The sequence below is a fragment of the Novosphingobium sp. BL-A-41-Hi4B-X5A genome (assembly GCF_055521705.1).
Genome location: NZ_JBVFVT010000002.1, coordinates 541154 through 567733, shown reverse-complemented (window position 1 = coordinate 567733; position 26580 = coordinate 541154). Strand labels below are relative to the sequence as shown.

General features: G+C 64.4%; 29 protein-coding genes. 12 read left to right on the top strand and 17 right to left on the bottom strand.

Going from position 1 to position 26580, the window contains the following annotated elements; translation table 11 throughout:
• Window positions 1-5: 5 nt before the first annotated feature.
• The 8 genes from ACZ1JY_RS18320 (at window position 6) to ACZ1JY_RS18285 (ending at window position 6017) form a co-directional block, all read left to right on the top strand.
• A complete protein-coding gene (locus ACZ1JY_RS18320) occupies window positions 6-836 on the top strand; it encodes an alpha/beta fold hydrolase (protein WP_465131051.1) in 831 nt (276 codons plus the stop codon).
• On the top strand, window positions 823-1617 hold the full coding sequence (locus tag ACZ1JY_RS18315) for a fumarylacetoacetate hydrolase family protein (RefSeq protein ID WP_465131050.1): 795 nt from the start codon (window positions 823-825) through the stop codon (window positions 1615-1617). The genes ACZ1JY_RS18320 and ACZ1JY_RS18315 overlap by 14 nt, the downstream gene beginning before the upstream one ends.
• Before the next feature lie 10 nt (window positions 1618-1627).
• Window positions 1628-2569, top strand: coding sequence for an acetaldehyde dehydrogenase (acetylating) (locus tag ACZ1JY_RS18310; protein WP_168904412.1), 942 nt, complete (start codon window positions 1628-1630; stop codon window positions 2567-2569).
• Between the two features lie 13 nt (window positions 2570-2582).
• Window positions 2583-3620 carry a 4-hydroxy-2-oxovalerate aldolase gene (dmpG, locus tag ACZ1JY_RS18305; protein ID WP_465131049.1) on the top strand — a complete coding sequence of 346 codons (1038 nt, stop codon included), beginning with the start codon at window positions 2583-2585 and terminating at the stop codon, window positions 3618-3620.
• A 61-nt stretch (window positions 3621-3681) separates the two neighbouring features.
• A complete protein-coding gene (locus ACZ1JY_RS18300) occupies window positions 3682-4452 on the top strand; it encodes an SDR family oxidoreductase (protein WP_465131048.1) in 771 nt (256 codons plus the stop codon).
• A gap of 14 nt (window positions 4453-4466) precedes the next feature.
• Window positions 4467-4997 carry an SRPBCC domain-containing protein gene (locus ACZ1JY_RS18295; protein ID WP_465131047.1) on the top strand — a complete coding sequence of 177 codons (531 nt, stop codon included), beginning with the start codon at window positions 4467-4469 and terminating at the stop codon, window positions 4995-4997.
• Window positions 4998-5004: 7 nt separating this feature from the next.
• Window positions 5005-5538, top strand: coding sequence for a nuclear transport factor 2 family protein (locus ACZ1JY_RS18290; RefSeq protein WP_465131046.1), 534 nt, complete (start codon window positions 5005-5007; stop codon window positions 5536-5538).
• A gap of 5 nt (window positions 5539-5543) precedes the next feature.
• A complete protein-coding gene (locus tag ACZ1JY_RS18285; RefSeq protein ID WP_465131045.1) occupies window positions 5544-6017 on the top strand; it encodes a nuclear transport factor 2 family protein in 474 nt (157 codons plus the stop codon).
• A 9-nt stretch (window positions 6018-6026) separates the two neighbouring features.
• On the opposite strand, the gene ACZ1JY_RS18280 is transcribed toward ACZ1JY_RS18285, so the two are convergent.
• Window positions 6027-6821, bottom strand: coding sequence for an SDR family oxidoreductase (locus ACZ1JY_RS18280; RefSeq protein WP_168904408.1), 795 nt, complete (start codon window positions 6819-6821; stop codon window positions 6027-6029).
• 20 nt (window positions 6822-6841) lie between these two features.
• Window positions 6842-9406, bottom strand: a complete 2565-nt coding sequence (locus tag ACZ1JY_RS18275) for a TonB-dependent receptor (protein WP_465131044.1) — start codon at window positions 9404-9406, stop codon at window positions 6842-6844.
• A 488-nt stretch (window positions 9407-9894) separates the two neighbouring features.
• Between ACZ1JY_RS18275 and ACZ1JY_RS18270 the strand changes: the two genes are divergently transcribed.
• The 3 genes from ACZ1JY_RS18270 to ACZ1JY_RS18260 are packed head-to-tail and all read left to right on the top strand — an operon-like array spanning window position 9895 to window position 12557.
• Window positions 9895-10947, top strand: a complete 1053-nt coding sequence (locus tag ACZ1JY_RS18270) for a hypothetical protein (RefSeq protein WP_465131043.1) — start codon at window positions 9895-9897, stop codon at window positions 10945-10947.
• A gap of 35 nt (window positions 10948-10982) precedes the next feature.
• Entirely contained in the window at window positions 10983-11834 is an 852-nt protein-coding gene (locus ACZ1JY_RS18265; protein WP_465131042.1) for a hypothetical protein, read from the top strand.
• A gap of 60 nt (window positions 11835-11894) precedes the next feature.
• Window positions 11895-12557 (top strand): TetR/AcrR family transcriptional regulator, encoded by a 663-nt coding sequence (locus ACZ1JY_RS18260; protein WP_465131041.1) that lies wholly within the window; start codon window positions 11895-11897, stop codon window positions 12555-12557.
• Window positions 12558-12598: 41 nt separating this feature from the next.
• Here ACZ1JY_RS18260 and ACZ1JY_RS18255 read toward each other — a convergent pair whose 3' ends face one another.
• On the bottom strand, window positions 12599-13369 hold the full coding sequence (locus ACZ1JY_RS18255; protein ID WP_465131040.1) for an SDR family NAD(P)-dependent oxidoreductase: 771 nt from the start codon (window positions 13367-13369) through the stop codon (window positions 12599-12601).
• A gap of 106 nt (window positions 13370-13475) precedes the next feature.
• On the opposite strand from ACZ1JY_RS18255, the gene ACZ1JY_RS18250 reads away from it, so the two are divergent.
• Window positions 13476-14015 (top strand): flavin reductase family protein, encoded by a 540-nt coding sequence (locus tag ACZ1JY_RS18250; RefSeq protein WP_465131039.1) that lies wholly within the window; start codon window positions 13476-13478, stop codon window positions 14013-14015.
• A gap of 9 nt (window positions 14016-14024) precedes the next feature.
• Here ACZ1JY_RS18250 and ACZ1JY_RS18245 read toward each other — a convergent pair whose 3' ends face one another.
• The 14 genes from ACZ1JY_RS18245 to ACZ1JY_RS18180 are packed head-to-tail and all read right to left on the bottom strand — an operon-like array spanning window position 14025 to window position 26579.
• Window positions 14025-14411 carry a steroid Delta-isomerase gene (locus tag ACZ1JY_RS18245; protein ID WP_465131038.1) on the bottom strand — a complete coding sequence of 129 codons (387 nt, stop codon included), beginning with the start codon at window positions 14409-14411 and terminating at the stop codon, window positions 14025-14027.
• A complete protein-coding gene (locus tag ACZ1JY_RS18240) occupies window positions 14411-15178 on the bottom strand; it encodes an SDR family NAD(P)-dependent oxidoreductase (RefSeq protein WP_465131037.1) in 768 nt (255 codons plus the stop codon). The genes ACZ1JY_RS18245 and ACZ1JY_RS18240 overlap by 1 nt, the downstream gene beginning before the upstream one ends.
• Before the next feature lie 28 nt (window positions 15179-15206).
• Window positions 15207-16754, bottom strand: coding sequence for a FadD3 family acyl-CoA ligase (locus ACZ1JY_RS18235; protein WP_465131036.1), 1548 nt, complete (start codon window positions 16752-16754; stop codon window positions 15207-15209).
• Window positions 16755-16776: 22 nt separating this feature from the next.
• Window positions 16777-17979 carry a thiolase family protein gene (locus ACZ1JY_RS18230; protein ID WP_465131035.1) on the bottom strand — a complete coding sequence of 401 codons (1203 nt, stop codon included), beginning with the start codon at window positions 17977-17979 and terminating at the stop codon, window positions 16777-16779.
• A gap of 12 nt (window positions 17980-17991) precedes the next feature.
• Window positions 17992-18369, bottom strand: coding sequence for a steroid Delta-isomerase (locus tag ACZ1JY_RS18225; protein ID WP_465131034.1), 378 nt, complete (start codon window positions 18367-18369; stop codon window positions 17992-17994).
• A gap of 5 nt (window positions 18370-18374) precedes the next feature.
• Window positions 18375-18833: a MaoC family dehydratase gene (locus ACZ1JY_RS18220; protein WP_465131033.1), complete on the bottom strand. Its 459-nt coding sequence runs from the start codon at window positions 18831-18833 to the stop codon at window positions 18375-18377.
• 2 nt (window positions 18834-18835) lie between these two features.
• Window positions 18836-19621, bottom strand: a complete 786-nt coding sequence (locus ACZ1JY_RS18215; RefSeq protein WP_168904398.1) for an SDR family oxidoreductase — start codon at window positions 19619-19621, stop codon at window positions 18836-18838.
• Window positions 19618-20796 (bottom strand): acyl-CoA dehydrogenase family protein, encoded by a 1179-nt coding sequence (locus tag ACZ1JY_RS18210; RefSeq protein ID WP_465131032.1) that lies wholly within the window; start codon window positions 20794-20796, stop codon window positions 19618-19620. The genes ACZ1JY_RS18215 and ACZ1JY_RS18210 overlap by 4 nt, the downstream gene beginning before the upstream one ends.
• The gene (locus tag ACZ1JY_RS18205; protein ID WP_465131031.1) at window positions 20793-21848 is read right to left on the bottom strand and encodes an acyl-CoA dehydrogenase family protein; all 1056 of its coding nucleotides are present in this window, start codon (window positions 21846-21848) and stop codon (window positions 20793-20795) included. Before ACZ1JY_RS18205 ends, ACZ1JY_RS18210 begins: the two co-directional genes overlap by 4 nt.
• A gap of 22 nt (window positions 21849-21870) precedes the next feature.
• Window positions 21871-22776, bottom strand: coding sequence for an SDR family oxidoreductase (locus ACZ1JY_RS18200; protein ID WP_465131030.1), 906 nt, complete (start codon window positions 22774-22776; stop codon window positions 21871-21873).
• Between the two features lie 21 nt (window positions 22777-22797).
• The gene (locus ACZ1JY_RS18195; protein ID WP_465131029.1) at window positions 22798-23238 is read right to left on the bottom strand and encodes a nuclear transport factor 2 family protein; all 441 of its coding nucleotides are present in this window, start codon (window positions 23236-23238) and stop codon (window positions 22798-22800) included.
• 5 nt (window positions 23239-23243) lie between these two features.
• The gene (locus ACZ1JY_RS18190; RefSeq protein WP_465131028.1) at window positions 23244-24395 is read right to left on the bottom strand and encodes an acetyl-CoA C-acetyltransferase; all 1152 of its coding nucleotides are present in this window, start codon (window positions 24393-24395) and stop codon (window positions 23244-23246) included.
• Window positions 24388-25419, bottom strand: coding sequence for an acyl-CoA dehydrogenase family protein (locus tag ACZ1JY_RS18185; RefSeq protein ID WP_465131027.1), 1032 nt, complete (start codon window positions 25417-25419; stop codon window positions 24388-24390). Before ACZ1JY_RS18185 ends, ACZ1JY_RS18190 begins: the two co-directional genes overlap by 8 nt.
• A gap of 14 nt (window positions 25420-25433) precedes the next feature.
• Window positions 25434-26579 (bottom strand): acyl-CoA dehydrogenase, encoded by a 1146-nt coding sequence (locus ACZ1JY_RS18180; protein ID WP_465131026.1) that lies wholly within the window; start codon window positions 26577-26579, stop codon window positions 25434-25436.
• Window position 26580 lies beyond the last annotated feature (1 nt).

The following is a 26580-nucleotide window of genomic DNA, read 5'->3' as shown; positions in this document are numbered from 1 at the left end:
CGCCCATGGCTGATCTCAAGACCGCCAGCCACCGCGTTACCGGTGGCTACGATATCGTCATCGCCGAAGCGGGCGATCCTTCCGCGCCTGCGGTCGTCTTCCTGCACGGCAGCGGCCCCGGCGCATCGGGCGCATCCAACTTCCGCCAGAACATCGATGCCTTTGTCGATGCCGGCTATCGTGTGATCCTGCCCGACCTGATCGGCTACGGCGGCTCGTCGAAGCCGGAAGGACTCGACTACACGCTGCAGCTGTTCACCGACACGGTCCACGAGGCACTCGTCGCGCATGGCGTGACCAGCGCGAGCCTGGTTGGCAATTCGCTCGGTGGCGGCATTGCCCTGTTGATGACGCTCGACCACCCGGAGTTCACGAAGAACCTGGTGATGATGGCGCCGGGCTGCGTGGCAGAGCGCGAGGCCTACTTCGTCATGCCCGGCATCACCAAGATGGTCTCGAGCTTCGGCGGTCCCGACTTCGACCTGGCCGAACAGAAGCGCCTCGTCTCGAACCTCGTCCACCCTGATTTTGCGCCGAACATTCCCGACGCATTGGTGGAAGAGCGTTTCGCCGTCGCCCGCACCCAGCCCAAGGACGTGCTCGTGCGTATGCGCACGCCCGACCTTTCGCCACGCCTGCCCGAGATCACCCAGCCGGTCTTCGTGCTGTGGGGCCTAAACGACGAGTTCTGCCCGGAAGCGCACTCGCGCCTGTTCCTCGATCACTGCCCCGATGTCCGCGCGATCACCTTCGGGCGTACCGGCCATTGGGTGCAGGTCGAACGCGCCGCCGAATTCAACGCCTATGCCATCGAGTTCCTCAATGCCCGTCGATAAGATCCAGCACTATGGCGCAGCGCTTCACGACGCACTGCGCGCCCGCAAGACCATCGCCCCGCTCATCGAGCAGGACCCCTCGCTGACGATCGATGACGCCTATGCAATCAACCTCGATTTCCTGTCGCGCCGCGTCGCCGATGGCGAGAAGGTCGTCGGCAAGAAGATCGGCGTGACCAGCAAAGCCGTGCAGGACATGCTCGGCGTTCACCAGCCCGATTTCGGCTTCCTGACCGACTGGATGCATGTCGAAGGCGCTATCGACGTCGACGCCAAGGCGCTCATCGCGCCGCGCGCCGAGGCGGAGATCGCGTTCATCCTCAAGAGCAGCCTCAACGGCCCCGGCATCACCGCCGCCGACGTTCTCGCCGCGACCGAGAGCATCGCACCCTGCTTCGAGATCGTCGACAGCCGCATCGACGACTGGAAGATCAAGATCGTCGACACCGTCTCCGACAACGCCTCCTGCGGCGTCTACGTGATCGGCAAGGAACGTCTCGATCCCGCAGGGTTTGACCTGCCGAACCTCCACGTCGCCGTCACCAAGAACGGCGCGCCCCTGTCCGAAGGCTATGGCCATGCCGTGCAGGGCGATCCGGCGCAGGCGGTGGCCTGGCTCGCCAACACCCTCGGCGCCTATGGCGTGACGCTCGATGCGGGCGACGTGATCCTGTCAGGTTCGCTCGTCCCGCTCGCGCCCGCCGTGAAGGGCGACCGCTTCGAAATGACGCTCAGCAACGATGCAGGGCCGCTCGGCACCTGCGTCGCCAACTTCGTTTGAGGAACACTCCATGGCACGCGTGAAGGCCGCGATCATCGGCTCGGGCAATATCGGCACCGACCTGATGATGAAGATGATCAAGTACCCGCAGAACATGGAGCTGGCCATCGTCGTCGGCATCGACGAGAAGTCGGAGGGCCTCGCCATGGCACGCGAGCACGGGATTGCGACGACGCATGAAGGCCTCGAAGGCCTGCGCAAGCATCCGCTCTACAAGGACATCGGCATCGCCTTCGATGCGACCAGCGCCTACGCCCACAAGGTCCACGACGAGGCCCTGCGCGCCGACGGCATTCAGGTTGTCGACCTTACCCCCGCCGCAATCGGTCCGTTCACCGTGCCGCCGGTCAACATGGGCCAGCACCTCGATCAGCCCAACGTCAACATGGTGACCTGCGGCGGTCAGGCAACGATCCCGATGGTCGCCGCCGTTGCCCGCGTGTCTGAAAAGCTCCACTATGCCGAGATCGTCGCTTCGGTCTCCTCGCGCTCGGCCGGCCCCGGCACCCGCGCCAACATCGACGAGTTCACCCGCACCACCGCCCGCGCCATCGAGCAGGTCGGCGGCGCGACCAAGGGCAAGGCGATCATCATCCTCAACCCCGCCGAGCCGCCGATGATCATGCGCGATACCGTGTTCACCCTGTCCGAGGGCGGTGACGAGGACGCTATCCGCCGTTCGGTGGCAGACATGGTTGCCGAAGTGCAGAAGTACGTCCCCGGCTACCGCCTCAAGCAGGAAGTCCAGTTCGAGCGCTTCGGTGACAACAACAGGCTGAAGATCCCCGGCCAGGGCGATTTCACCGGCATCAAGTCGATGATCATGCTCGAAGTCGAAGGCGCGGGCGACTATCTGCCCAGCTATTCCGGCAACCTCGACATCATGACCGCCGCCGCCAAGGCCACCGGCGAACTGCTCGCCGCGCGCCGCATGGCCGCTGCTGCTGCCTGAAGGAGACCGGACGATGACTGCAACCTTCAACGTCGAACGCGGCGACAAGCTCTACATCCAGGACGTGACCCTGCGTGACGGCATGCACGCCGTGCGCCACATGTACGGCATCGACCACGTCCGCGCGATTGCCTCGGCCATCGAGAAGTCGGGCGTCGATGCCATCGAGGTCGCCCATGGTGACGGCCTTTCCGGCGCCAGCTTCAACTACGGCTTCGGCGCGCACACCGATTGGGAATGGCTGGAAGCCGTGGCCGACGTGCTCGACAAGTGCGTGCTGACCACGCTGATCCTGCCCGGCGTGGGCACCGTCGAGGAACTGCGCCGCGCCTATGACATCGGCGTCCGCTCGGTCCGCGTCGCCACGCACTGCACCGAGGCTGACGTATCGAAGCAGCACATCGGCATCGCCCGCGATCTTGGCATGGACGTCTCGGGCTTCCTGATGATGAGCCACATGATCGAGCCCGACGCCCTCGCCCAGCAGGCGCTCCTGATGGAAAGCTACGGCGCACAGTGCGTCTATGTGACGGACAGCGGCGGCGCGCTCGACATGGACGGCGTGCGCGCGCGCTTCGAGGCCTATGACCGCGTGCTGAAGCCCGAAACCGAGCGCGGCATGCACGCCCACCACAACCTCGGCCTCGGCGTCGCCAACTCGATCGTCGCCGCGCAGTGTGGCGCGGTGCGCATCGACGCTTCGCTCACCGGCATGGGCGCGGGCGCGGGCAATGCCCCGCTCGAAGTCTTCATCGCCGCGGCTGACCGCAAGGGCTGGAACCACGGCTGCGACGTGATGATGCTGATGGACGCCGCCGAAGATCTCGTGCGCCCGCTGCAGGACCGCCCGGTCCGCGTCGACCGCGAGACGTTGGCATTGGGCTATGCCGGGGTCTACTCCAGCTTCCTGCGCCATGCCGAGAAGGCCGCCGAGACCTACGGCCTCGATACCCGCGCGATCCTCGTCGAACTCGGCCGCCGCAAGATGGTCGGCGGGCAGGAAGACATGATCGTCGACGTCGCGCTGGACATGCTGAAAGCGCAAGCCTGACCTGAAAAACAAACGGCGAGAGGGCGATAAGGCCCTCGCCCAACCCCCGGGAGAAAATGCCATGATCCTCAAGGACAAGGTCGTCATCATCACCGGCGCCGGCCCCGGCATGGGCCAGGCCGCGTGCCGGGGTGCGGCAAAGGAAGGCGCCAAGGTCGTCGTCACCGCGCGCTCGAAGCAGGCGATCGAGGAAGTGGCGCACGAGATCGTGGCGGCGGGTGGCGAGGCCATCGCCGTCCCGCTCGACGTCACGCAGATGGATCAATGCCAGGCCGCCGCCAAGGCTGCGCTCGACCAGTGGGGCCGCATCGACGGTCTGGTCAACTCGGCCTACTATCATCCCGATTGGGGCCCGCTGATCGAACATGACATCGACCAGGTGCTGCAGGCCTTCAACGTTGGCGCGGCAGGCGCGCTGCGCATGGCCATGGCGGTGTTCCCGACGATGAAGGCGCAAGGCGCAGGCTCCATTGTCAACGTCTCCACGCTCTGCACCCGCAAGCCGATGCCCGGCGAAGGCGGCTATGGCATGGCCAAGGGCGCGCTCAATCACATGACCCGCCATCTCGCAGTCGAGTTCGGCGGCACCGGCGTGCGCGTCAACACTGCGCTGATGGGCTGGATGATGGGCGCACCGCTGGAAAGCTTCATCGAGGGTCTTGGCGAAGGCGCCGAAGCCTTCCGCACCCAGCGCGCGAGCGAGATCCCGGTCGGCCACATCCCGCCCGATGCCGATTGCGCCAAGGCGGTCTACTTCCTGCTCTCGGACTATGCTTCGGAAGTGACCGGCGCGATGCTCGACGTAAACGGCGGCGATTGGGTCGCGGCATAAGGAAGGGCACTGAGATGCTGCTCGACTGGATGAAGAGCCACCCCACCCTTGCCGACGATCCGGTCTCGGGCTTCGATCCCGATGCCGTGACCGTCAGCGAGACGGTAGAGATCGCCGCCCCGGCCCGCGTGGTCTGGGCCGTGCTGACCGACATGCCGCGTTACGCCGAATGGAACCCCTTCTGCGTGCGCGCGGTCTCCACGCTCGAGATGGGCGCAGCGGTCGACATGACGCTGATCAACTATGCGGTGCCCGGCACGCTCGTGCCCAACTGCGAATACATCTGCGCGCTGGAACCCGAGCGTCTGATCTCGTGGGAGATGGTCCACTCGGACTTCTGGCCCTACCCCGCCCGCCGCGATCAGGTGATCGAGCCGACCGGCGATGCTTCATGCCGTTACTTCTCGACCGACGCCTTCCTCGGCACCAACGGCATCCACGTCTTCCGCTTCGCCGGGCCATGGGTAAAGCGCGCGTTCGACGATAGCGCCCGCGCTCTCAAGGCCCGCGCCGAATTGCTCTACGCGCAAGAAAAGAAAGCCTGATCCCGCAATGCCTTACACGCTCCAGCAGCTCTCCGACATGGAAGAGATCAAGGTGCTCAAGCACCGCTACTTCCGCGCTATCGATACCGGAGATTTCGCCGCCCTGCCGGCGCTGTTCACGGCAGACGTGGCCTGCACCTACAACGGCGGCACCTACAAGGTCTCGCTCAAGGGGCGCGAGGCGATGGTCGAGTTCCTGTCCAACTCGTTCCATTCGGGCGCACTGGCCATGCACATCGGCTCGATGCCCGAAATCAGCGTGACCGGCGACAACAGCGCCACCGGCCTGTGGTACCTGCAGGACGTGTTCATCGATCTCGAGAAGGACGCCCACACCTTCGGCACGGCGATCTATACCGACGCCTATCGCCGCGAAGGCGGGGTGTGGAAGATTGAATCCACTTACTACGACCGCGTGATCGAAGTCTTGCGCAAGTTCAGCGAGATGAAAGGCAACCCCAGCGTCCAGCGCCTCGCCACCACCGGGCGCAAACCGCACGAGCGCACCGACATAAGCCACCTGATCCACTGGGACGAATAACCGGTTTGCGCAAAGAACCTGCCACCCTCCAGGAGACCATCGCCGAGCTTCAAGCCGATCGCGCGATCCGTGAAGGCCTCGCGCGCTTCGCTCGCGTGCTGGACACAAAGCAATGGCACGCCCTGGCAGAAGTTTTCGCCGCCGACCTCACCTTCGACTACGGCCTCGGCGAACACTCCGGGTTGGCGGCGCTTGAAGCCAACATGCGCCGCTTCCTCGATGTCTGCGGGCCAAGCCAGCACCTGATCGGCAGCATCACGGTCGACGTTGCGCCCGGCAGCTTGACCGCCACGAGCCGCGCCTATGTCCAGGCCCGCCACCAGCGCCCTGGTGACACGGGCGGTCCGGTGTTCGACACGAACGGCGAATACATCGACCGATGGACCTTCCGTCCCGAAGGTTGGCGGATCACCCGCCGCGATGCCCTGTGGCAGACCAACAGCGGAGACGCCGCAATCATCTGGAGTGGCGCCAACTGAGGCGACGCTTCAGTCGTCCCCGAAATCCGGCGCCCACGGCACGCCGTTGATATGGCCACCACCGTCGGCAAACAGGGTGTTGCCGGTCAGGTACCGCGCGTCCTCGCTGGCGAGGAATAGCGCGACGCCGCCGATGTCCGCCTCGGGATCGCCCATGCGGCCCATCGGGTTTGCGGCTGCAGTCGCCTTCGCCACGTCGGGTGCCATTTCCGCGAAACGACGATAGGCGGCCGAGACCGCTGCCGGGCAGATCACGTTGACGCAGATGCCATAGGGCGCCCATTCCCGCGCGGCTGTGCGTGAGTAGGCCCGCACCGCCTCCTTGGCGACGTTGTAGTCTGCGCTGCCCATGTGGGCGTTGACGCCGTTCAGCGAGGCCATGTTGATCACCCGGCCCCAGCCCCGCGCCTTCATGTGCGGCAGCGCCCGCTCCATCGCCCACTTCGTGGCGTAGAGGCACATCTTCAGCGCATCATCGAAGCGCTCGTCGGTCTTGCGCTCGATCCGCACCGGACCCTCGCCGCGATAGGCGTTGTTGACGAGGATATCGACGGCCCCGAACCGCTCGGCGCATAGGTCCACCGCCGCGAACACATCGTTGCGACAGGACACATCGCACTTGATGAACACCGCCTGCGCCCCGCCTGCGCAAAGCTGGTCTACCACCGCTGGCCCGCGCTCGGCGTCGTAGTCCGCCACGACGACGCCCGCCCCTTCCCTGGCGAAGCGGCGGGCAATTCCCTCACCGATGCCATCGGCACCGCCGGTGATGACGGCGGCGCGCCCAGAAAGTCTTCCCGTCACGCCGCCATCTCCTTCTCTCGTCAGTTGCCGAAGCTGTAGCGCAGGCGCAGGCCGAACATGCGCGGCTCGCCATAGATCACGCTCTGCGCGCCGATCGTCTGGAAGATGCCGGTGTTCGAGATGATGTAGTTCTTCTTGGTGATGTTGGTGGCGAACAGGCTCAGATCCACAGGCGCGCCCATCACGCCCTTCCAGTCGATCGTGGCGTTGAGCAGGCCATAGCTCGGCAGCAGCACGCCCGGTTCGTTGATCGTCCCATCCGGGAAGCGCTCGGTCGAAAACGGCGCGGTCGGCTGCTTGTCGGTCCAGTTGTAGCTGAGGAACAGGCTGAAATTGCCGACATCTTCCGAAACCGGCAGCGAGAAGCGGCCATAGACCGACAGGATGTTGGGCGAGAGGTACTGCAGTGGACGGCAGGTCATGTCCGCCCCGGCAAAGACCTTGGGCGAAGTGATCGACTGCGCGGTACAATCCCACACGCCCGAGCTCGAATCGAACTTGAAGGATTTGTACTTGGCGCTGAGGTGGCTGTAGTTGCCGCCCAGTTCGATGTTCTGCGTCGGCTGGATCATCGCCTCGACTTCGACGCCCTTGATCTCGGCCGAAGCGTTGTTCAGCGTGATCGCGCCATTGCCGCCGGTTGCGCGGTTGAAGTCCCCGGCCGCGCGCTGGATGTTCTTGTAGTCCAGCCAGAAGCCGTTGACGTTGAACCGCCCGCGCATGCCGCCAGCGTTGAAGTCGGTCTTGAAGCCCGCTTCGTAGTCGGTGACCGTCTCAGGCCCGAAGGTGCGGGTGTTCTCGAACACGGCATAGCTGTTGAAGCCACCGGCCTTGTAGCCGCGCGTGACCTTGCCATAGACCATGATGTTGTCGTTCGGGCGGTAGTCGAGCCCGATGGTCCAGTTGGGCGACGAGCTTTTCAGCTTTGCGCCGAACAGGCAGGTATTGAGCGGATCGGCGATGGGCTGCGTCGGGTTCGGATTCGACTTCCACGAGCAGGCCGTGACGAACTTCGCCCCGCCCGGCAGCGGCACGTAGCTGAACGATGTCGTGGAGCCCTCCACGGTGTCCCAGGTATAGCGATAGCCCGCCGTCAGCCGCAGGCGGTCAAGCGCGGGCGAGAATGCGCCGAAATCCAGCGAGCCTTGCGCATAGAGCGCCTTGGATTCGTTGGTCACGCGAATCTGGCTCTGGCCGATCGGGCAACCGGCTATCGTCTGCAAGCCGCAGACGTTGATCGAATAGGATTCCATCGTCCCGCGCGGGCTCTGCTTGTAGTAGAAGCCGCCCACGGTGTAGGTCAGCTTGTCGTTAAGGCCGGTGCCTTGCAGTTGCAGTTCCTCGGTCACCTGCTTGTACCAGTCGCGCGGCGCAGTGCGGCTTTCGACCGTGGTGCCGGTGTCATAGACTGGGGCGATGGTGCCGTCCTGATCGTTGGCGTAGTAGGACTTCAGCTCTGCATAGCTGAAGATGTTGCGCAGCTTCAGAGTGCCGGAAAGTTCGATGTCGGTGGTGTTGTTGATGCCCCACGATTCCAGCTTGGCAAAACTGTCGAGCCCGTGCGCCGTCTGGCGGATGCCGCGTGCATTCTGCTGGTTGAGCAGGTTGGTATAGAAGCTGCAATTGGCAGGGCCGGTGCCCGCACCGCAAAAATTGAACGTCGGCGCAATCGCGCCCAGCGGCAGGGACACGCCCGGAGCGACCGGGATGGGCCGCGTTGCCAGACCGACGAAGTAGTTGGTGTTGAAGTTCTTGGCGATCGAACCGGTGCCGTTGCTGTGCGACTTGCCGTAGTAGCCCAGCGTATAGTTGGTCACGCCCTCGACCGGCTCGATCCACAGCCCGACGCGGCCCATCCGCCAGTGCTGGTCGTCGCGATCCTTGTTCCAGTTCACGTCCCGCGTGAAACCGTCACGATCGCGTGATGCACCGACAAGGCGCAGGCGGACCTTGTCCGAGATCGGCAGGTTCAGCACGGCTTCGGTTTCGACCATGCTGTAGTTGCCGAAGCCTGCCTGGACATAGCCTTCCAGCTTGTCGGTCGGCTTGGCCGGGGTCAGCAGTATGGCGCCGCCGGTGGTATTGCGGCCGAACAGCGTGCCCTGTGCGCCGGCCAGCACCTGCACGTTCTGCAGATCGACGAAGCTGCCCGGCCCGCCCTGTCCGGAAAGCGTAATGGCAGATACCAGCGGCACTTCGTTCATGTAGACGACGACGGCAGGTGAACCCTGGAAAGACGCGCTCTGGCCACGGATCGATGGCGACATCACGTCACGCGAAGCCTGGCCGTTCGGCCCCACCACCAGCGAGGGGACCGAAGCCTGCAGGTCCTGCAGCTGTGTCAAGCCGCGTTCGCGGATGCTCTCGGCACTGATTGCGGTGATCGAGATCGGCACGTCTTGCGCGCGCTCTTCGCGGCGGTTAGCCGTAACGATGATTTCCATGTTGTTGGGAGCGACACCATCGGTAGCCTGCTCGTCTGCAGCATTATCTGCAGCATTCGCGATTTGCGGCAAGGCAGCGCAGCAAAGTGATGCACCCGCCAGCAGTGCGGTTGTGAAGCGACGACCTACATCGGAACGCATGCGGCTTTTTTCAGACATTGTCCTCTCCCTCCAAGACCAAACCTGCAAGGCGTCCGGCAGAACGCCACGCATAGCTGGAATGAGAGAAGTGCTGCACGCACCCCAAGTGCGCACGCCTGCCTCTTGCAAAGGCGGCTGCAGGCCCCTCATCCCAGATTCTCTTTTGTTTGCTGAAGAAGCGTATCAACTACGCAAAATAACTGCAAGAGCGTAAATCATACGAATGTTGCGTAGCATTGGCGGCAGATAATTGACCGCCGCTGCTCTGCGCGATAGGTATATGCCTTATCGATCGGTTTCACCTCATACGGTGCTCGCAAGAATCGATGTTCAATTGAAAACAAAGCCAAAAACAGCCAGATCCGCCTACCCTGTCGGCCAGTAGTACCCCGGAAATCGTGTTGACCGACCTGGATGCCATCAGTCCGTCCACACACACTTTAAACGATCGTCCCTGGCGTTCGCTCGCTCATATTGGAGAGATGCCCATGTCAACCGACAGCGTTTTCAGGCCTGTCGCCGCGCCGCGTGTCATCGAAAATGCCTATTCTCCAGACCAGCATGCGCGAATGCTGGAGATCGTGCGCAGCAATGGGCCGTGGTCATTGATTCTTGCGCAGCATTTCAAATCGCCCGAGGAAGTCGTCGCCACGACGTCTGGTGCGGTCCCGGAAGGTTTCAAGCCGACCTGGGACATGTTCCTGTCACCGGTGTTTCGCGGCTATTTCGGCACCGCAGCAACCGCATTTTATCCCGAGATCGAGGACTGCTTCTTCAACAGCCACTTCCTTGCCCTCGTGCGGGATTACTGGGGCGCGCGATACGCGACGCCGGAAAACATGCTGTTCAACATTCAGGGGCCATGCTCGGGCGGCGGCAACCCGCATGTCGATGCCACGCGCTTCCGCGGCGCGTCGATGCACAACACGCCGATCTGGCTGATGAACACCATGGTCAAGTCCAGCCTGTTCGAACGCTGGCGCGCCAAGAAGGCACAGGTCATCGCCTGGTACTACAGGGGCAGGACCGGTGGCGGTTTCACATTTTGGCCCGAAGGACCGCAGCAACCGCCGCAGCAGATCCATGCGCCGATGTGGGGCCGCGCCGTCGTGGTAGAAAATGAGAAGATGTATCACACTGCGCAGTCCAACGGTCCCGCCGCCCTGCGGCGTCCTGAAGGGCTCGCGATCAACTCCCTCATGTCGGCTGATCCCGAAGACCCCACCGGCTGGCAGATCACAACAGATGGCAAGGTGATACAGAAGGTTCCCGAGGACGAATTCCGCTTCCTCGTTCACTGGGGCGCCGACATCTACATGGACATGGCCGAAATGAAGCGCGCGCTCGACCATACCGACGACCTTAGCCACGAGATAATCTTCGACATCATCATCTCGGACCTGCGCAAGCGTGGCGAAGCGTTCCGGATGCCCACCGATCCGCTGACCGATCCCTCCTTCATCGGCCTGCTCACCCGGATCTATGATCCCGGCCAGCCGACGATCTTCCCGCCCGAGCCCGAGGAACACTTCGCCGCCTGATCGCTCCGCAACAGATAAGCATCGGACCAGAACCAATGCCAGACATGCCCTATCTCGCCCGCGGCATCATGCCGGTCGAAACGCCATCGAGCGTGCTCGTGTCGTCGTCTAAGTATCTCAACAACCCGCGCCTGCGCGATTGGCTGGCAATGATCCTGCTGCGCCGCAACGGGCCGGACCTGCCGCCCCCTGCCGAGATGTACGAGTTCCTGCCGATCCTCGAGGAACTGCGCGATCACGATGCCATAGAGGAGATGTTCACGGCGGAGCGGCAGATCAATCCCGAGCTCGATGCCTGGCTCTCCGAGGGTTTCTACTCGACATACGCGATTGAGGACTTCGCACAGTATGCACCAGGCTCGCTTGGCGGGATATTCTATCAGTGGATCACCGAAGGAAACTACGAGATCCAGATTACCCCGTGGCGCGAACCGAAAAGCCAGCTGGAGTTCTACAACCTCCGCTCCGGCCAGACGCACGATTTTGAACACATCCTGTGCGGCGGCGGGTTCAATTTCATGGGTGAGCTCGTCCCCTACTGGTACCGCCTGACCAACGTGTTCAAGCACATCCGCAATCCGGAGCTGGCGGCCGAGCTGAGCCTGATCCAGATTTTCGGATCGTTGCGCTACACCGTGCGGACGATGCTGCATTATCCGCAAGTATGGAACACCTGCACCGATGCGATCCAACGCGGCATGGTAGTCGGCAAGGCCAGCGACGCATTGTTCATGAAGAAGCTCGAGCCGTGCTTCCATCTGCCGCTGGCGGAGGCGCGCGAAGTCCTCGGCGTGCGCGGCGCGGTCGATGTCGATACCGACCTCGAAGGCGCTTTCTGGGCAGAACGCGTCCCAGCCTCGGCGCTGATGAAGCCCGACCTGCATTAGCCGGTCTACGGTTGGTTCTGCGCGATTGACTCACTGCACCGCCTAAGTAAGTGAGCAATCATGACGAAGACCCGAATTCCGGCCGTGCAGCGCCGAGGCCAGATCGTTGCTGCCGCGCGGCGGGTCTTCTCGCAGCATGGCTACGACGGGGCCAAGACGCTGCAGATCGCGCGCGAGGCCAAGGTCTCCGAAGCGCTGGTGTTCCGCCATTTCCCCAGCAAGCTCGCTCTCTACCGCGCGGTTCTGCGTCAGGTGTTCCTTGAGCAGGACGAGCGCTGGCGCGAACAGGGCGTGCATGGCGAAGGACCGATGGGACTTGCCGCCGCGATCCACACCTTCATCACGGCTTGCGCCACCGATGCGGAAGAGCCTGCGCGCGACGACACGCACCGCATGATGCTGGCCAGCCTTGCGGGAGATGGCTCCTACGCAAGCCTGATCTACCGTCGTTCGCAAAGGCGCAACGCCGCCACCATGGAAGCTGCCTATGCCTCTGCGCGGGCCGAGGGCGGCCTCGTTGGCGAAGCGCTCGACGTGCCAGCCTCAGCCATGTTCATCGAGCACGTCGGCACCATGCTGGCGGCGATAGGGGGCTTGCCCAAGGCTGCGCGACCATACGGCATCGAGGGTGAGGAGCTTGTCCGGCAGGCAACATGGTTCTGCCTGCGCGGGATCGGCATGCCCGATGCAGTGATCGAAAGCTATTTCGACAGCATCGCCTGATCGGAACTGCGGCATTCGAGGCAAGACTTTCGGCCGAAGCCTCAGGTCAGCACGGCGCCGCCGTTCACATGGATCACCTGCCCGTTGATCCACCGTCCGTCTTCGGACAGCAGCAGGGCGACCATCGCCGCAACGTCCTCCACCTGCCCTAGGCGCGTGCTGCGGGTTGCAGCGATGCAATGGTCGATCCAGTCCGGGGGAACGGCCCCGCCCGCAATCATCTCGGGCGTCATCACGAAGCCGGGAGCGACGCAGTTGGCGGTAAGCCCGTGCTTCCCCCACTTGCTCGCGACATGGCGCATCAGCGCATTTAGGCCGGCCTTCGACGCTGCATAGGAGGGGCGCTCCGGCTCCCCCGCCCCCGACGCATCCGAACTCGTATAGACAATGGCGCCCCGCCCGCTTTCCAGCAAATGCGGCAAGGCGGCGCGGGTGGCGAGCAGGTGCCCGCGCAGGTTCACCGCCATGGTCCGGTCGAACGTTTCCAGTTCAAGCGCCAGCGCATCCGAATCCGAAAAGATCGTCTTGAGGTCTGCAGCGTTGATGTGCGCTCCATCCAGTCGCCCGAGCCGGGCGATTGCTTCGGCAAAGCACGCCTGCACCGCAGCCTCGTCGGTTATGTCCACCTCGATGGCGTGGGCTTCGTGTCCGGCATCGACCATGCGGTCTGCCACGGCCTGCGCCGCTGCCAAGTTCAGGTCGGCCACGCAAACTCGCGCACCTTCGGCGCAGAGGCGTTGGACCGTGGCTGCGCCAATACCGGTACCGGCGCCAACAACGATAATCGCGCGATCCTGGATCCTGCCCTGCATTGCTCACCTTCCTTTTGGCTTTGCGTAGACATCTTGCTATGCAACAGCGCAAATAACAATGCGGCAGCAGAATAATCTCTGATTCCGCGCAGAAAGGGGACTATCTGTGACAGATGCTGTCGCGGCCGCACCGCACGACACCTCACCGCTCGATGCAAGATTGAAGAGCGTCCTGCGGATCATGCCCGCGCCCGTCGGCATCGTCACCAGCTTCGATCCGGACAGCGGTGAGCCGGTCGGCCTCGCCATGTCCGCGCTCATGCCCGTCTGTCTTGACCCGCCATCCATGGCCATCTGCGTCAACCGTTCCGGCAGCGCGCACGCGGCGATGATGCGTGCCGGCCGCTTCTGCATCAACCTGCTGCACAGCCGGCAGGATGGCCACATGGCGCCCTTTGCCGATCCCGCCGCCCGCGCGGCACGCTTTACGCAGGACGACTGGCGGCAACATGACCATGCCGTGCACGAAGGCGTGTGGTACATCGAAGGCGCCCCAGCTGCGATTTTCTGCACGATCCGCGAACATATCAGCTACGGCACGCATGATCTTCTGCTCGGCGAAGTCGACGATCTGATCACGACTGCGGGCGAAGAGATCGTCGGCTGGGCCAACGGTGCACTCTACCGCCCGGCCCCGCTGCGCTGAAGCCACCCATCACGCGGGCTGGATGTCGTCCGGCCCCCAGAATGCCCGCAGGCTTACGATCCTGCCTTCTTCGTCGAAACGGCAGGCGTCGGCCGAGCGGATGCGCAGACGCTGGCCGCCTGGCGGCGTGAACTCCACGTCGAAGATCAACAGCGCCTCGTTGGCGTGGGATCCGCGATGGGGTGCCACCGGCGTGATCCGCGTCTGGTAGGCAACGGTATCGGCGAACCACGCGGCGATCGCTGGCCCGCTGCGAGGCTCCGACCCGATCGGATCCTCGATCACCGCATCGGGCGCGAACAGCGCCCTCACCCCGGCCACATCGCCGGCATTGATCAGGTCGACGTAGGCCTGCAGTGCGGCCTTCATCCTCGCCTGTGCGGCATCCGCGCCCATCACGGGCCTACGGGCAGCGTCACTGGTGCAAAGGTCGAAAGCAGTCCTGCGTCAAGCACTTGCGCCTGCCCGGTGATGAAGCCCGAGGCCGGGCTGCACAACCACAGCGCCACTTCGGCAACATGCTGCGCGCGTCCCATGCCGCGCAAGGGCACGCGCGGAAGCTCTTGGCCACCGACGATCGCAACATCGGGCGCGCCGATCAGCGGCGTCTCGACACCGCCGGGACACAGCGCGTTGATCCGCGCGCCACGCGCCGCAAAGGCATCGATGCAGGACTTCACCAGCCCGACCACGCCATGCTTGGCAGCACTGTAGGCCGGGTTCGCAGGATGGCCGACGATGCCCGCTGCCGAAGCCGTAACCACCACCGCGCCGCCCTGTTCGATCACCGGTTGCACCGCCTTGATGCCGTTGAACGCGCCTTTTAGATTGACCGAGACGAGCTTGTCGAACAGCGCCTCGTCGACCGTGTCGAGGCCTTCGGCAGCACCGTAGAGTCCGGCGTTGAGGAAGGCGAAATCCAGCCGGCCGGCCTCGGCCAGGACCTGCGCCACCATCGCAACGTTGCTGGCATGGTCGGCCACGTCGACCTTTACCGCGCTTGCGCTTTCACCGATCTCAGCCACGACTGCCTGCGCCGCCGCAAGATTGAGATCCGCGCAGAATACTCGCGCGCCCTCCTGCGCAAAGCGGATTGCTGCGGCGCGGCCGATGCCCGATCCCGCTCCGGTGACAATTGCAACCTTGCCGACAAATCGCTGCATTGCTCTCTCCGTTATCTCTGCGCCTTGATCAGCGCAGTTCCGTCTTCATCACCTTTCCGGCAGCATTCCTCGGCAGGTCATCAACGATCACGAAACTGCGGGGCACCTTGTAGTTGGCCATTTCCTGCCGCGCCCAGGCGGCAATTTCCGCTTCCGAAGGTGCCTCGCATCCGGTCCGCGGCAGGATGAACGCTTTGCCCTGCTCGCCCATGCGCTCATCGGGCACTCCGATCACGGCGGCCTGCGCAATGGCGGGATGCTTGGCAAGTATGGCCTCGATCTCGGCGGGATAGACATTGAACCCGCCTGAAATGAACATGTCCTTCTTGCGGTCGGTAATCTTCAGGTAGCCGCGGTCATCGATCGTGCCGATATCGCCGGTATGAAGCCAGCCATCGCTGTCGATCGCGTCAGCCGTGGCTGCCGGATCGTCTAGATACCCGCGCATGACGCCATAGCCACGCACCCACAGCTCGCCCGCTTTCCCGGTGTCCACATCCTGCCCATCGTCACCAACGCACCGCACCTCAAGTCCGGGCAGCGGAACACCGCAGGTGTTGGAAACCGTCAGCGCATCGTCGCCCTGTCGCGTCATCGAAATGCAGCCGCACTCGGTCATGCCATAGCCGTTGACGATGTTGGACATGCCCAGTTCGCTGCGCATCCTCTCGACCAGTACCGGCGGTACGGGTGCAGCTCCGGTCACGGCGACCCGGAGTGACGAGAAATCGCGCGGCCGGTCGCCCGCCAGTTCCTGCAGCAGCGACTGGTAGATCGTTGGTGGACCCGGAATGAAGGTAATCCGGTTCTGCTCGATCTGGCGGACCATTTCAGCGACATCAAAAGTCGCCATCGGCACGATCGTTGCGCCTCGAACAAGGCAGGCCGACCAACCTGCCTTATAGCCGAACGTATGGAAAAACGGGTTTACGATCAGGTAGCGATCGCCGGGGCGGAGATCGACCCGTACCGCCCAGTCGCCAAAGATCTGTGTCGCCTGGCAGTGAGCGGTCAAGGCTCCTTTCGGCCTGCCAGTTGTGCCCGAGGTAAAGATAATGTCGCAGATGTCGTCCGGGGAAACCGCGGCGAATGCATCGTCAACCGCTGGATCATCCGCCCCCTTGCCACGCGCCATAAAGGCTTCGAAATCCCGGTCGATGTGAACCGTTTCGACCAGATCGGGCAGGTCCTCGCCTGCAATCAGTGCAGCATAGTCCTGACCCAGAAAACCGGCCGGGGCAAACAGCAGTTTCACCCGTGCGCGGCGAAGGATATCGGCGGCCTCCCCGCCCTTGAAGCGCGTGTTCATTGGCACGATTGTCGCGCCAACGGCCTGTGCGCCCAACGCCGCGAGAATCCATTCGCGCGTGTTCGGCGCCCAGATGCCCACACGGTCGCCATGGGCTATGCCACTCGCCAGCATGGCCGAGGCCGAACGGCGGGCATCGGCCCACAATTCGGCGAAGGTCCATTGCCGCGCGCCGACCATCAGCGCAGGCACATCAGGCCACTGCTCGGCTGCCGCCTTCGCTGCGCCGGGGATCGAGCCGGGCCAGTTGCCCATTGCCTCGGTCATGGGATTGGGCCTCTCAACCAGCTCAAGCCACTTCGAACAGGCCGGCAGCGCCCATGCCGCCCGCCACGCACATCGAGACGACGACGTACTTCACGCCGCGGCGCTTGCCCTCGATCAGAGCGTGGCCGACAAGGCGCGACCCGGTCATCCCGAAGGGGTGGCCGATAGCAATGCCGCCGCCGTTGACGTTGAGCTTGTCGGGATCGATCTCGAGCTTCTGCTGGCAATAGACGGCCTGCGACGCAAAGGCCTCGTTGATCTCGAACAGGCCGATGTCCTCGATCTTCAAGCCCGCCCGGTCGAGCAGCTTGGGGATTGCGAAGACCGGGCCGATACCCATTTCCTCGGCCCCGCAGCCCGCCACCTGAAAGCCGCGATAGATGCCCAGCACCGGGCGGCCTTCAGCCTTGGCGGTGTCGAGGTCCATCAGCACTTGAGCCGAAGCGCCATCGGAAAGCTGGCTGGCGTTGCCTGCGGTAATATGCTTGCCCTCGGCAATCACCTGACCGTTCTTGAACACCGGCTTGAGGCCCGCCAGCGCCTCATAGGTCGTGCCCGCGCGCACGCCTTCATCCTTGGCGAGGGTGACTTCTTCCTTGCCGGTCTCGTTGCCTTCCTTGTCGAAAAGCGCCTTGGTGACGGTGATCGGCACGATCTCGTCATCGAACTTGCCCGCTTCCTGCGCCGCCGAAGCGCGCTGCTGCGATAGTGCGGCAAATCGGTCCTGCTCCTCGCGCGTCACGCCATAACGCTCGGCCACGATCTCGGCGGTTTCGATCATCACCATGTAGGCGTGCGGATCCGCTGCCTTGATGAATTCCGAACGGTTGCGAAACTGCGGCGCATGCTTGTTGATGGTCAGCGAAATGCTTTCCATTCCGCCCGCCACGGCAACGTCGATCTCGTTGCACATGATCCCGCGCGCCGCGAGCGCGATGGCATTGAGGCCGGAAGAGCACTTGCGGTCGAGCGTGAAGCCCGCTGTCGTGTCGGGCAGGACCGATCCGTGGACGGTGAGCCGCCCGAGGTTGTAGCTCTGCGTGTTCCAGTGGTTACCAACGCCGAGGTAGACGTCGTCCACCCGCGCCGGATCGATCCCTGCGCGCGCGATGGCGGCGTTGACAACGTGGCTGGAGAGCACCGGAGCTTCGGTGTCGTTGAAGGCCCCGCGATAGGCCTTGCCCACGCCAGTACGGGCGGTCGAAACGATGGCGGCTTCACGCATGTCTATATCCTCTCAGCCGAAGCCGTGCATGTTGGAAGGCCCGAAATAGGCCCGCATCTCAACGACCTTGCCGTCGTCGTTGAACTTGAAGGTGTCGATCACCTCGACCCGTTGATCCTTGCCCTCCCAGTGGAGGTGGACCGTGAACGCGAACGCCGCATAAGGGCCGCACAGACGCACCGCGCCATCGAGCGCGAGCTTGGCACCGGTCTGCATCGAGGCGGCGTAGAATTCGAGAATCGCCGCCTGGCCTACCTTGGGTTCAGTCCCCACCGGGTCTTCGACCGTGGCGTCTTCCGCAAACAGCGCAGCAACCCGTTCGGGCGCACCGGCATCGAATGCGGCGACATACTCGTGGACGGCAGCTTCCATCACCTTGGGATCAGGCATCGCATTCACTCCGGAAAATAGCGGCTGATGGTATCGAGCACGCAGGCGGGCTTGTCCTGCCCCTCGATCTCGACGGTCACGCGCACGACCGACTGGATCGCGCCTTTCACTTCCTCGACCGAGACGATCTCACCCACACCGCGAATGCGGCTGCCGACCTTGACCGGCGAAAGGAAGCGCAGGCGGTCCGCGCCCACGTTCACCGCATGAGCAAAGCCGCGCACTTCGATCAGTTGGGGCAGGAAGTAGTTGACCAGGCTCATCGTCAGGTAACCGTGCGCGATGGTCCCGCCGAACGGACCGCCCTTCGCGCGCTCGACATCGACGTGGATCCACTGGTGATCGCCGGTCACATCGGCAAAGCCGTTGACCCGGACCTGATCGATCAGCAACCACTCGGTCGGCGGCAGCTGTGTGCCTTCCCTGCCCAGCAGATCAGCCGGCTTCTCGAATACCACCGCCACGGTCAGGCCCTCTGGCTTGAGACCGGGACGATCTCGCCGGTCATGTAGGAGGACAGGTCAGAGGCAAGGAACAGCATGACATTGGCCACTTCCCACACTTCGGCGGGGCGGCCGTAGGCCTCGGTCTTGACCAGTTCGGCAAGCCGCTCCTCGGTGGTCACCTTGGCGAGGAACGGGTGCATGGCAAGGCTCGGCGCGACGGCATTGATGCGCACGCCGTGGTCCGCCGCTTCCAGCGCGGAGCAGCGGGTGAAGGCCATGACGCCCGCCTTGGCCGCGGCATAATGCGCCTGGCCCTTTTGCGCGCGCCAGCCCAGCACCGAAGCGTTGTTGACCATCACGCCGGACTTGTTGGCATACATCGAAGGCAGAAACGCCCGCGTCATGCGAAACAGGCTTGTCAGCGTCACATCAAGCACGCGGCTCCACTGCTCGTCGGTCATGTCGACGACATCGACCTCTCCGCCAAGGCCGGCGTTGTTGATCAGCACGTCGACCTTGCCGAGCTTTTCCAGCGCCGCATCGCGCAAGTCCTGCACTTGCGCCTCGCTGGTCACGTCGCAGACCTGCGTGAACGGACGCTCGCAACCGACTTCAGCCGCGATGCGATCCGCTGCCTCGCCCAGACGCCTTTCGTGGAAGTCGCTGATCAGCAGACGCGCGCCCTCTTCAGCGGCGCGCTTGGCCACGGCAAAGCCGATTCCTGTGCCGGCGGCGGCGGTGACCACGACGGTCTTGCCCTTGAGCATGCCCAGCGGCGTGGGATAGGGAGGAACGGGAACGCTCATGCTTGGCCTCTCGGTTCGCGCGGGAGTCCCAGACCGCGCTCGGCGATCAAGTTGCGCTGGATCTGGTTGGTGCCGCCGTAGATCGTGTCGGAACGGCTGAAGAGAAACAGGTTGGGCAGGGTCGGCCAGGAGTAGTGGTCACCGGGCGCAACTTCCGCCGCTTGGCCCAGCACCTCCATGCCCAGCTCGCCAAGGTTGCGCCGCCAGGTTGCCCATTGGATCTTGTAGGTCAGCGCCGCGCCGTCGATGGCGGCAAGATCGGTGCCCGAAAGCATCCGCAGCGCACCATAGCGCATCAGGCGCAAGCCAGTTTCCGCCCGCGCGATCTTCTGGCGCAGTACCGGATCGGCAGCCTTGCCGTTGGCCTTGGCCGCATCGATCACCGCATCGAGTTCGTTGCGGAACTGCATTTGCTGGCCGAGCGTGGAAACCCCGCGCTCGAACGCCAGCAACGCCATCGCCACCTTCCAGCCCTCGCCTGCCGCGCCGAGCATGGCATCGGCGGCACAGCGCGCGTCGGTGAAGAAGGTCTCGTTGAACTCGGCCTCGCCATTGATCTGGCGGATCGGGCGAACCTCGATGCCGGGCTGGTCCATGTCCATCAGCAGGAACGACAGGCCCTTCGGCCCCGCTGAACCTTCCTCGCTGCGCGCGACGACGAAGATCATGTCCGAATAGTGGGCAAGGCTGGTCCAGACCTTCTGGCCATTGACCGCCCACTGCCCATCTTCCAGACGCGCCTTGGTCTTGACGTTGGCAAGGTCGGACCCGGCATTCGGCTCGGAATAGCCCTGGCACCAGATCTGCCGCCCCGCCGCGATTTCGGGCAGGTACCTCGCCTTCTGCTCCTCGGACCCGAAAGCGAGGATCGTCGGCCCGGCCAGTTCCACGCCGATGTGGTTGATCCGATTGGGGGCGCCAGCCCGCGCATACTCCTCGGCGAAGATCACCTGCTGGGCGATGGTCGCATCGCGCCCGCCCCACTCCCTGGGCCAGCCGATGCAGCTCCAGCCCGCCTCCCCCAGCCGCTGCTCCCACTCCTTGCGGCGCGGGATTGCGTCGCACAAGTTGGGAATGCCGCGAATGTCGGCGAATGCCCCGGTCATTTCCGCCTGCAGCCATTCCGCGCACTCGGCGCGGAAAGCTTCGTCAGACGGGGAAAAGCCGAGCTTCATGCAGCCGCACCCAGAACTGCCGAGGCAACCTGCTCACGGTGCCACTGCCCATCACCCAGCAGCGTCTGGATCGAGCGCGCGCGCTTGAAGAACAGGTGCGAGTCATGCTCCCACGTAAAGCCGATGCCACCGTGCAGCTGGATCATGTTGCCCGCGCACATGAAGTAGGTGTCGGCACAGAACGCCTTGGCCGAATGGAGCGCCACCTGCGCCTCGTCCGACCCCTCGTCCACCGCGCAGGCCGCCCAATAGACCGCCGACCGCGCCTGCTCGATTTCGATCATCATGTCGGCAAGGCGGTGCTTGTAGGCTTGGAACGAACCGATCTGCCGACCGAACTGCACGCGCTCCTTGGAATAGGCCACGGTCCGATCCAGCGTCGCCTGCGCTCCGCCCAGCGCCTCGGCGGCAAGGCAGATCCACCCGGCGGCAAGAGCGCCGGCAATCGCCGCGTCGCCATCGGCCAGCTGTTCGCCCTGCGCGCCATCGAGCGTCGCGGTGGCGAAGGGCCGGGTCTGGTCCATCGTCACGTGCGCCTCGACACTCACGCCCGCGCCCTTGAGGTCGACGATCCAAGCCTCACTGCCCGAATGGACCAGCAGGAGATCAGCCGAAGCGCCGTGCGGCAGGAACGGGAAAGTGCCGGAAATCCGGCCATCGGCAACGCTCAGCTTGGGTGCCCAAGCCGCCGTCGCGATCAGTTCGCCCGCAGCGAGCCGCGGCAGCCACTCCGCCTTCTGCGCCTCCGAACCACCACGCGCGATGGCCTGGCCAATCATCACATGCCCCAGCAGCGGCAGCGCCGCCACTTGCGCCCCTGCAGCTTCGGCGACCAGCGCCATTTCGACCATGCCGAGGCCTGCCCCGCCATGCTCTTCGGGCAGGCCGATCCCGGCAAGGCCGAGTGCATTCGCGAACGAGGACCACAGCTCGCGGTCGATCCCGTCAGCCGCCATGGCCTTGCGCGTACGCTCGCTCGTCGCGTTCTCGGCGAAGAAGCCGCGCACGGTCTCGGCGATCATCGCCTGTTCGTCGGTGAAGGCAAATTCCATCGTCTCTACTCCGTCTGGGCCTTCAGGCCGTGCCCCATACCTTGCGCGGCGGCAGGCGCGCTTCGATCAGCTTGTCGACCACTTCGCCCACCTGCGCAGGCTCCCAGCGCGCCTGTTGATCGACGAACGGCCCTTCGCGCCAACCGTCCTCCAGCATGATCTTGCCCCCTTCGAGTTCGAAGACACACCCGGTAACGTGGGCGCTGTGCGCGCTGCCGAGCCAAACGACGGTCGGCGCGACATTGGCCGGGTCCATCACGTCGAACCCTTCTTCCACCGCCTTCATCTTCTCGGCAAAGGCGCCTTCGGTCATGCGGGTACGGGCCGAAGGGGCCAGCGCATTGGCGGTGATGCCATAGCGGCCAAGCTCTGCCGCCTGGACCAGCGTCAGCGAGGCGATGCCGCCCTTGGCAGTCGAATAGGCCGCCTGTGCAATCGAGCCTTGCAGCCCCGCGCCGCTGGAAGTGTTGATGATGCGGGCGTCGGGATCGCGGCCGTCCTTCTGCTTGGCCCGCCAGTAGTTCACCGCATGGCGCGCAATGCAGAAATGGCCGCGCAAGTGGACATGCATCGTCGCGTCCCATTCCTCGACCGTGGCCGAGACGAACATGCGATCACGCACGATGCCGGCGTTGTTCACGACCACGTGCAGGTCGCCGAACGCCTCGATCGCGGCATCGACGATGCGCTTGGCCGCGTGCCAGTCGGTGATGTCCTCGTAGTTGGCGATGGCCTTGCCGCCCGCCGCCTTGATTTCTGCAACCACCGCGTCAGCCGCGCTGGTATCCCGGCCTTCACCGCCCAGCGAGGTGCCGATGTCGTTGACCACCACGTTGGCGCCTTCCGCGCCGAAGGCCAGCGCATAGGCGCGGCCGAGGCCACCGGCGGCTCCGGTGATGATGACAGTGCGATTTTCGCAGATGCCCACTTGTATCTCCTGTGAAGTTCTTCAGCCGACCGGCAGCAGCAGGTGCTGCGAAAGGTCGCCGATGTAATCGAGCATGGAATAGTCGCGCGTAGCGAAGCGCCAGATGCCTTCCACGCGCTCAAACGTGTCGTGATAGCGCCCCGACGCGATGGCCTGGAGCGGCAGCTCCGGCGTCTGCTGGAACACTGTGTAGACCGACCGGCAGCTAGCCCTTCCCACCGCCTCGTCGATCTCGACAATCGGGTTGGTGATGACGTGGCGCGTGCGCGGCGTGCCGCAGGGGTGGATGCGCACGAAGGCCTGCCATTGCTCAAGCATGGGCGCCGCGCCCTCGACCACCTTGCCACCGCCGAGGGTGACGCGCGCATGTTCGAACATCGCGGCGACCTCCTCCAGCTTCCCTGCATCCATCAGTTCCGCGTAGCGGTAGAGCAGGTTGGTGATGGCGGTTGCGGACCCCATGATGATCAGAGCCGCTCGATGATCGTGACGTTGGCCTGCCCGCCGCCTTCGCACATCGTCTGCAGGCCATAACGGCCGCCGGTGCGCTCCAGCGAATTGAGCAGCGTCGTCATCAGCTTGGCACCGGTCGATCCGATCGGATGGCCCAGCGCAATCGCGCCGCCCTGAACGTTCACCTTCTCATGCGGGATATCGAGTTCCTTCATCCACGCCATCGGCACGGAGGCGAAGGCCTCGTTGCATTCGAACAGGTCTATGTCGGAAAGCTTCATGCCGGATTTCTGCATGGCATAGCGCGTGGCATTGATCGGACCGGTCAGCATCCACACCGGATTGTCGGCGCGGACCGACATGTGGTGGATGCGCGCGCGCGGCTTGAGGTTGTGCTCCTTGAGTGCTCGCTCGCTCACGATCAGCAGCGCGGCTGCACAGTCGGAGTTCTGGCTTGCGTTGCCTGCGGTAATCCGCCCGCCCTCGCGCACGGGGTTGAGCGAGGCGAGGCCTTCGAGCGTCGTGTTCGGACGGATCGTCTCGTCGCGGTCCAGCCCTTCGAGCGGCACGATCTCGTTCCCGAACCAGCCCTGCTCGGTTGCGTGCTGGGCGCGGCGGTGGCTTTCATAGGCGAAAGCGTCCATTTCCTCGCGGGTGATGGCCCACTTCTCGGCAATCATCTCGGCCGAGCGGATCTGGTTCACTTCTTCGTCGCCATAGCGCGCGTCCCAACCCTTGGCGCCAAGGAAGGGGCTTTCGAAGCCATAGGCGGCGCCTGCGGTCATCGCCGCCATGATCGGAATGCGGTTCATCGCCTGGCTGCCACCAGCCACGACAATGTCCTGCGTCCCGCTCATCACGCCCTGCGCGGCAAAGTGTACCGCCTGCTGCGCGCTGCCGCATTGGCGGTCGATGGTCACGCCCGGCACGTCCTCGGCAAGGCCGGCCACGAGCCAGGCGGTGCGGCCGATGTCGCCCGCCTGCCCGCCGATGGTCTCGGTGCAGCCCCACACCACGTCCTCGACCAGCGCCGGGTCGAAATCGTGCCGCGCCATCAGTTCGCGGATGGGATGCGCGGCAAGGTCGGCCGGGTGGAGGTGGGCAAGACTGCCCTTCTTGCGCCCGACAGGCGCGCGCACGGCGTCGACGATATAGGCTTCAGGCATGTTCTGTCTCGCGGGCAAAGGTCTGGTCGGCGCCAAGCGGCTGGGTGAAGATGCGCGTGGCGATGCGGCTGCGGTGGAACGCGGGCGTGCCCCATGCCGCCTTCAGCGCCAGCGCACGCTTGAGGAACAGGTGGACGTCCACCTCCCACGAATAGCCCATCGCACCGTGCACCTGGATCGATGCCCGTGCGGCCTTTTCTGCCGCTTCCAGCGCCACCATCTTGGCCTCGGACACGCGCGCCCGCGAATGAACGTCGCCATGGCCGATCTCGGCGGCAGCGGCGAGCACCACGGGCCGGGCGAACTCGATCGCAGTCTGCGCGCTGGCAAGGTGATGTTTCACCGCCTGATAGGAACCGATCGGCTTGCCGAACTGCATGCGATCCTTGGCATAGGCAACGGCAAGATCGACAGCCCGCTGCGCCAGCCCCAACCCTTGCGCCGCCGCGAACAGCGATGCGCGGTCGAGCGCCAGCGTCCAGTCGGCAGGGCCGAGGTCTTCGGCCTTGCTTGCGTCCCACTCGATGCGGAACAGGCGGCGGAACGGGTCGATGGTTTCGGCAGGCGTCAGCGTCACCTGATCCGGAGTGACGAGATAAGCCCGCCCATCCTTTTCAATCAGGATAGCCGCCGCAACGTCGGCATTGGCGACGACTGGATTGATCGTTGGCGCCACCGCGACGATCGCCGCCGGATCGGCCAGCACCGGATGTTCGGGCGCAAGGCTTGCCAGCAGCGGCGCACCAACGCCAGCGCTTTCGGCAAGCGGCTCGGGCAGTGCGACATAGCCTGCCTCGATGGCAATCAGCGCGAGGTCCAGCTCGGTCAGCCCCATGCCGCCCGCCGCTTCGGGCAGGAGCAGCAGGGTAAAGCCGTTCTCGACAATCTGCGCCCAGCGCGCGACATCGAAGGCCACGCCCTGTTCCATCATCTTGTGCCAGTGGTCCGGCGTGCAGGTATCGCCCAGCAGCGTCCGCGCCGTGTCGGCAAACATCTGCTGTTCGTCGTTGAGGGTGAAGTCCATGTGCCCGTCCCTCCTCAGCGCGGCAGGCCGAGCATGCGCTCGGCGATGATGTTGCGCTGGATCTCGTTCGACCCGGCATAGATCGGCCCAGCCAGCGAGAAGATGTAATCGTCCAGCCACTCGTGCTCGCCGGTGGGCGGCAGCAGTTCCGCCTCGGCCCCGAGGATCGCCAGCGCAGTCTCGTGTAGGTGGATGTCCATCTCCGACCAGAAGATCTTGTTGGTCGAAGCCTCCGGCCCGATCTTCGCGCCCGCCATCAGCCGCGATGCGGTCTGGTAGATGTTGAGCGCATAGGCCTCGGCATTCATGTGCGCCCGCACCACATCCGCCTCGAGCGCGGGATCGCAACTCTCCTTGCGACTCTGCCACAGCGCAACAAGAGCCGCGGCGGCTTCCTGAAACCGCGCCGGGCTGCGCAGCATCAAGCCGCGCTCGAACCCGGCGGTCGCCATGCAGATGTGCCAGCCCTGCCCCTCGTCGCCCAGCCGGTTGAACGCAGGCACGCGCACGTTGTCGAGGAAGATCTCGGCAAAGCCGACATGCCCGTTGATCTTGCGGATCGGATTGCGGGTTACGCCTTCCTGATCGAGCCGGAAGAAGATCAGGCTCATGCCCTTGTGCCGTTCGCTGCCCGGCTCGCGGAAGAGGCCGAAGGCCCAGTCGGCAAACGCGGCGCGGCTTGACCAGATCTTGTGGCCGTTGAGCACGTATTCATCGTCCTCACGGACGGCTGTGGCGCGCACCCCGGCAAGGTCGGAGCCCGCCTGTGGTTCGGACCATGCCTGCGCCCAGATTTCCTCGCCGCTCGCCATCGGCGGCAGGAAGCGCTGCTTCTGCTCGTGCGTGCCGAATTCCATCAGCGTGGGCCCCAGCAGGAAGATGCCGTTCTGGTTGACGCGGCCCGGAGCCCCGGCGCGGTAATACTCTTCCTCGAAGATCAGCCACTGGATCAGGTCGAGCCCGCGCCCGCCGTATTCCCTGGGCCAGGTCACCATGCCCCAGTCGCCGCTCTTGAGCGTCGCTTCCCACTGGCGGTGGGCTTCGAAGCCCTCGCGCGTCGCGTCATAGTGCTCGAGCGGCGCCGTGGGCACGTGCGCTTCCAGCCACGCGCGGACTTCGGCGCGGAAAGCCTGCTGTTCGGGAGTATAGGTCAGGTCCATA

Bases quoted from the DNA above. Each gene is read 5' to 3' on its own strand.
- ACZ1JY_RS18295 (WP_465131047.1), top strand. From the start codon at position 4,467: ATGCTGCTCGACTGGATGAAGAGCCACCCCACCCTTGCCGACGATCCG.
- ACZ1JY_RS18315 (WP_465131050.1), top strand. From the start codon at position 823: ATGCCCGTCGATAAGATCCAGCACTATGGCGCAGCGCTTCACGACGCA.
- ACZ1JY_RS18300 (WP_465131048.1), top strand. From the start codon at position 3,682: ATGATCCTCAAGGACAAGGTCGTCATCATCACCGGCGCCGGCCCCGGC.
- ACZ1JY_RS18270 (WP_465131043.1), top strand. From the start codon at position 9,895: ATGTCAACCGACAGCGTTTTCAGGCCTGTCGCCGCGCCGCGTGTCATC.
- ACZ1JY_RS18320 (WP_465131051.1), top strand. From the start codon at position 6: ATGGCTGATCTCAAGACCGCCAGCCACCGCGTTACCGGTGGCTACGAT.
- ACZ1JY_RS18195 (WP_465131029.1), bottom strand. From the start codon at position 23,238: ATGGGGTCCGCAACCGCCATCACCAACCTGCTCTACCGCTACGCGGAA.
- ACZ1JY_RS18180 (WP_465131026.1), bottom strand. From the start codon at position 26,579: ATGGACCTGACCTATACTCCCGAACAGCAGGCTTTCCGCGCCGAAGTC.
- ACZ1JY_RS18230 (WP_465131035.1), bottom strand. From the start codon at position 17,979: ATGCGTGAAGCCGCCATCGTTTCGACCGCCCGTACTGGCGTGGGCAAG.
- ACZ1JY_RS18240 (WP_465131037.1), bottom strand. From the start codon at position 15,178: ATGCAGCGATTTGTCGGCAAGGTTGCAATTGTCACCGGAGCGGGATCG.
- ACZ1JY_RS18235 (WP_465131036.1), bottom strand. From the start codon at position 16,754: ATGACCGAGGCAATGGGCAACTGGCCCGGCTCGATCCCCGGCGCAGCG.
- ACZ1JY_RS18215 (WP_168904398.1), bottom strand. From the start codon at position 19,621: ATGAGCGTTCCCGTTCCTCCCTATCCCACGCCGCTGGGCATGCTCAAG.
- ACZ1JY_RS18185 (WP_465131027.1), bottom strand. From the start codon at position 25,419: ATGGACTTCACCCTCAACGACGAACAGCAGATGTTTGCCGACACGGCG.
- ACZ1JY_RS18190 (WP_465131028.1), bottom strand. From the start codon at position 24,395: ATGCCTGAAGCCTATATCGTCGACGCCGTGCGCGCGCCTGTCGGGCGC.
- ACZ1JY_RS18275 (WP_465131044.1), bottom strand. From the start codon at position 9,406: ATGCGTTCCGATGTAGGTCGTCGCTTCACAACCGCACTGCTGGCGGGT.
- ACZ1JY_RS18260 (WP_465131041.1), top strand. From the start codon at position 11,895: ATGACGAAGACCCGAATTCCGGCCGTGCAGCGCCGAGGCCAGATCGTT.
- dmpG (WP_465131049.1), top strand. From the start codon at position 2,583: ATGACTGCAACCTTCAACGTCGAACGCGGCGACAAGCTCTACATCCAG.
- ACZ1JY_RS18245 (WP_465131038.1), bottom strand. From the start codon at position 14,411: ATGGGCGCGGATGCCGCACAGGCGAGGATGAAGGCCGCACTGCAGGCC.
- ACZ1JY_RS18225 (WP_465131034.1), bottom strand. From the start codon at position 18,369: ATGCCTGATCCCAAGGTGATGGAAGCTGCCGTCCACGAGTATGTCGCC.
- ACZ1JY_RS18255 (WP_465131040.1), bottom strand. From the start codon at position 13,369: ATGCAGGGCAGGATCCAGGATCGCGCGATTATCGTTGTTGGCGCCGGT.
- ACZ1JY_RS18205 (WP_465131031.1), bottom strand. From the start codon at position 21,848: ATGGAATTTGCCTTCACCGACGAACAGGCGATGATCGCCGAGACCGTG.
- ACZ1JY_RS18265 (WP_465131042.1), top strand. From the start codon at position 10,983: ATGCCAGACATGCCCTATCTCGCCCGCGGCATCATGCCGGTCGAAACG.
- ACZ1JY_RS18290 (WP_465131046.1), top strand. From the start codon at position 5,005: ATGCCTTACACGCTCCAGCAGCTCTCCGACATGGAAGAGATCAAGGTG.
- ACZ1JY_RS18310 (WP_168904412.1), top strand. From the start codon at position 1,628: ATGGCACGCGTGAAGGCCGCGATCATCGGCTCGGGCAATATCGGCACC.
- ACZ1JY_RS18210 (WP_465131032.1), bottom strand. From the start codon at position 20,796: ATGAAGCTCGGCTTTTCCCCGTCTGACGAAGCTTTCCGCGCCGAGTGC.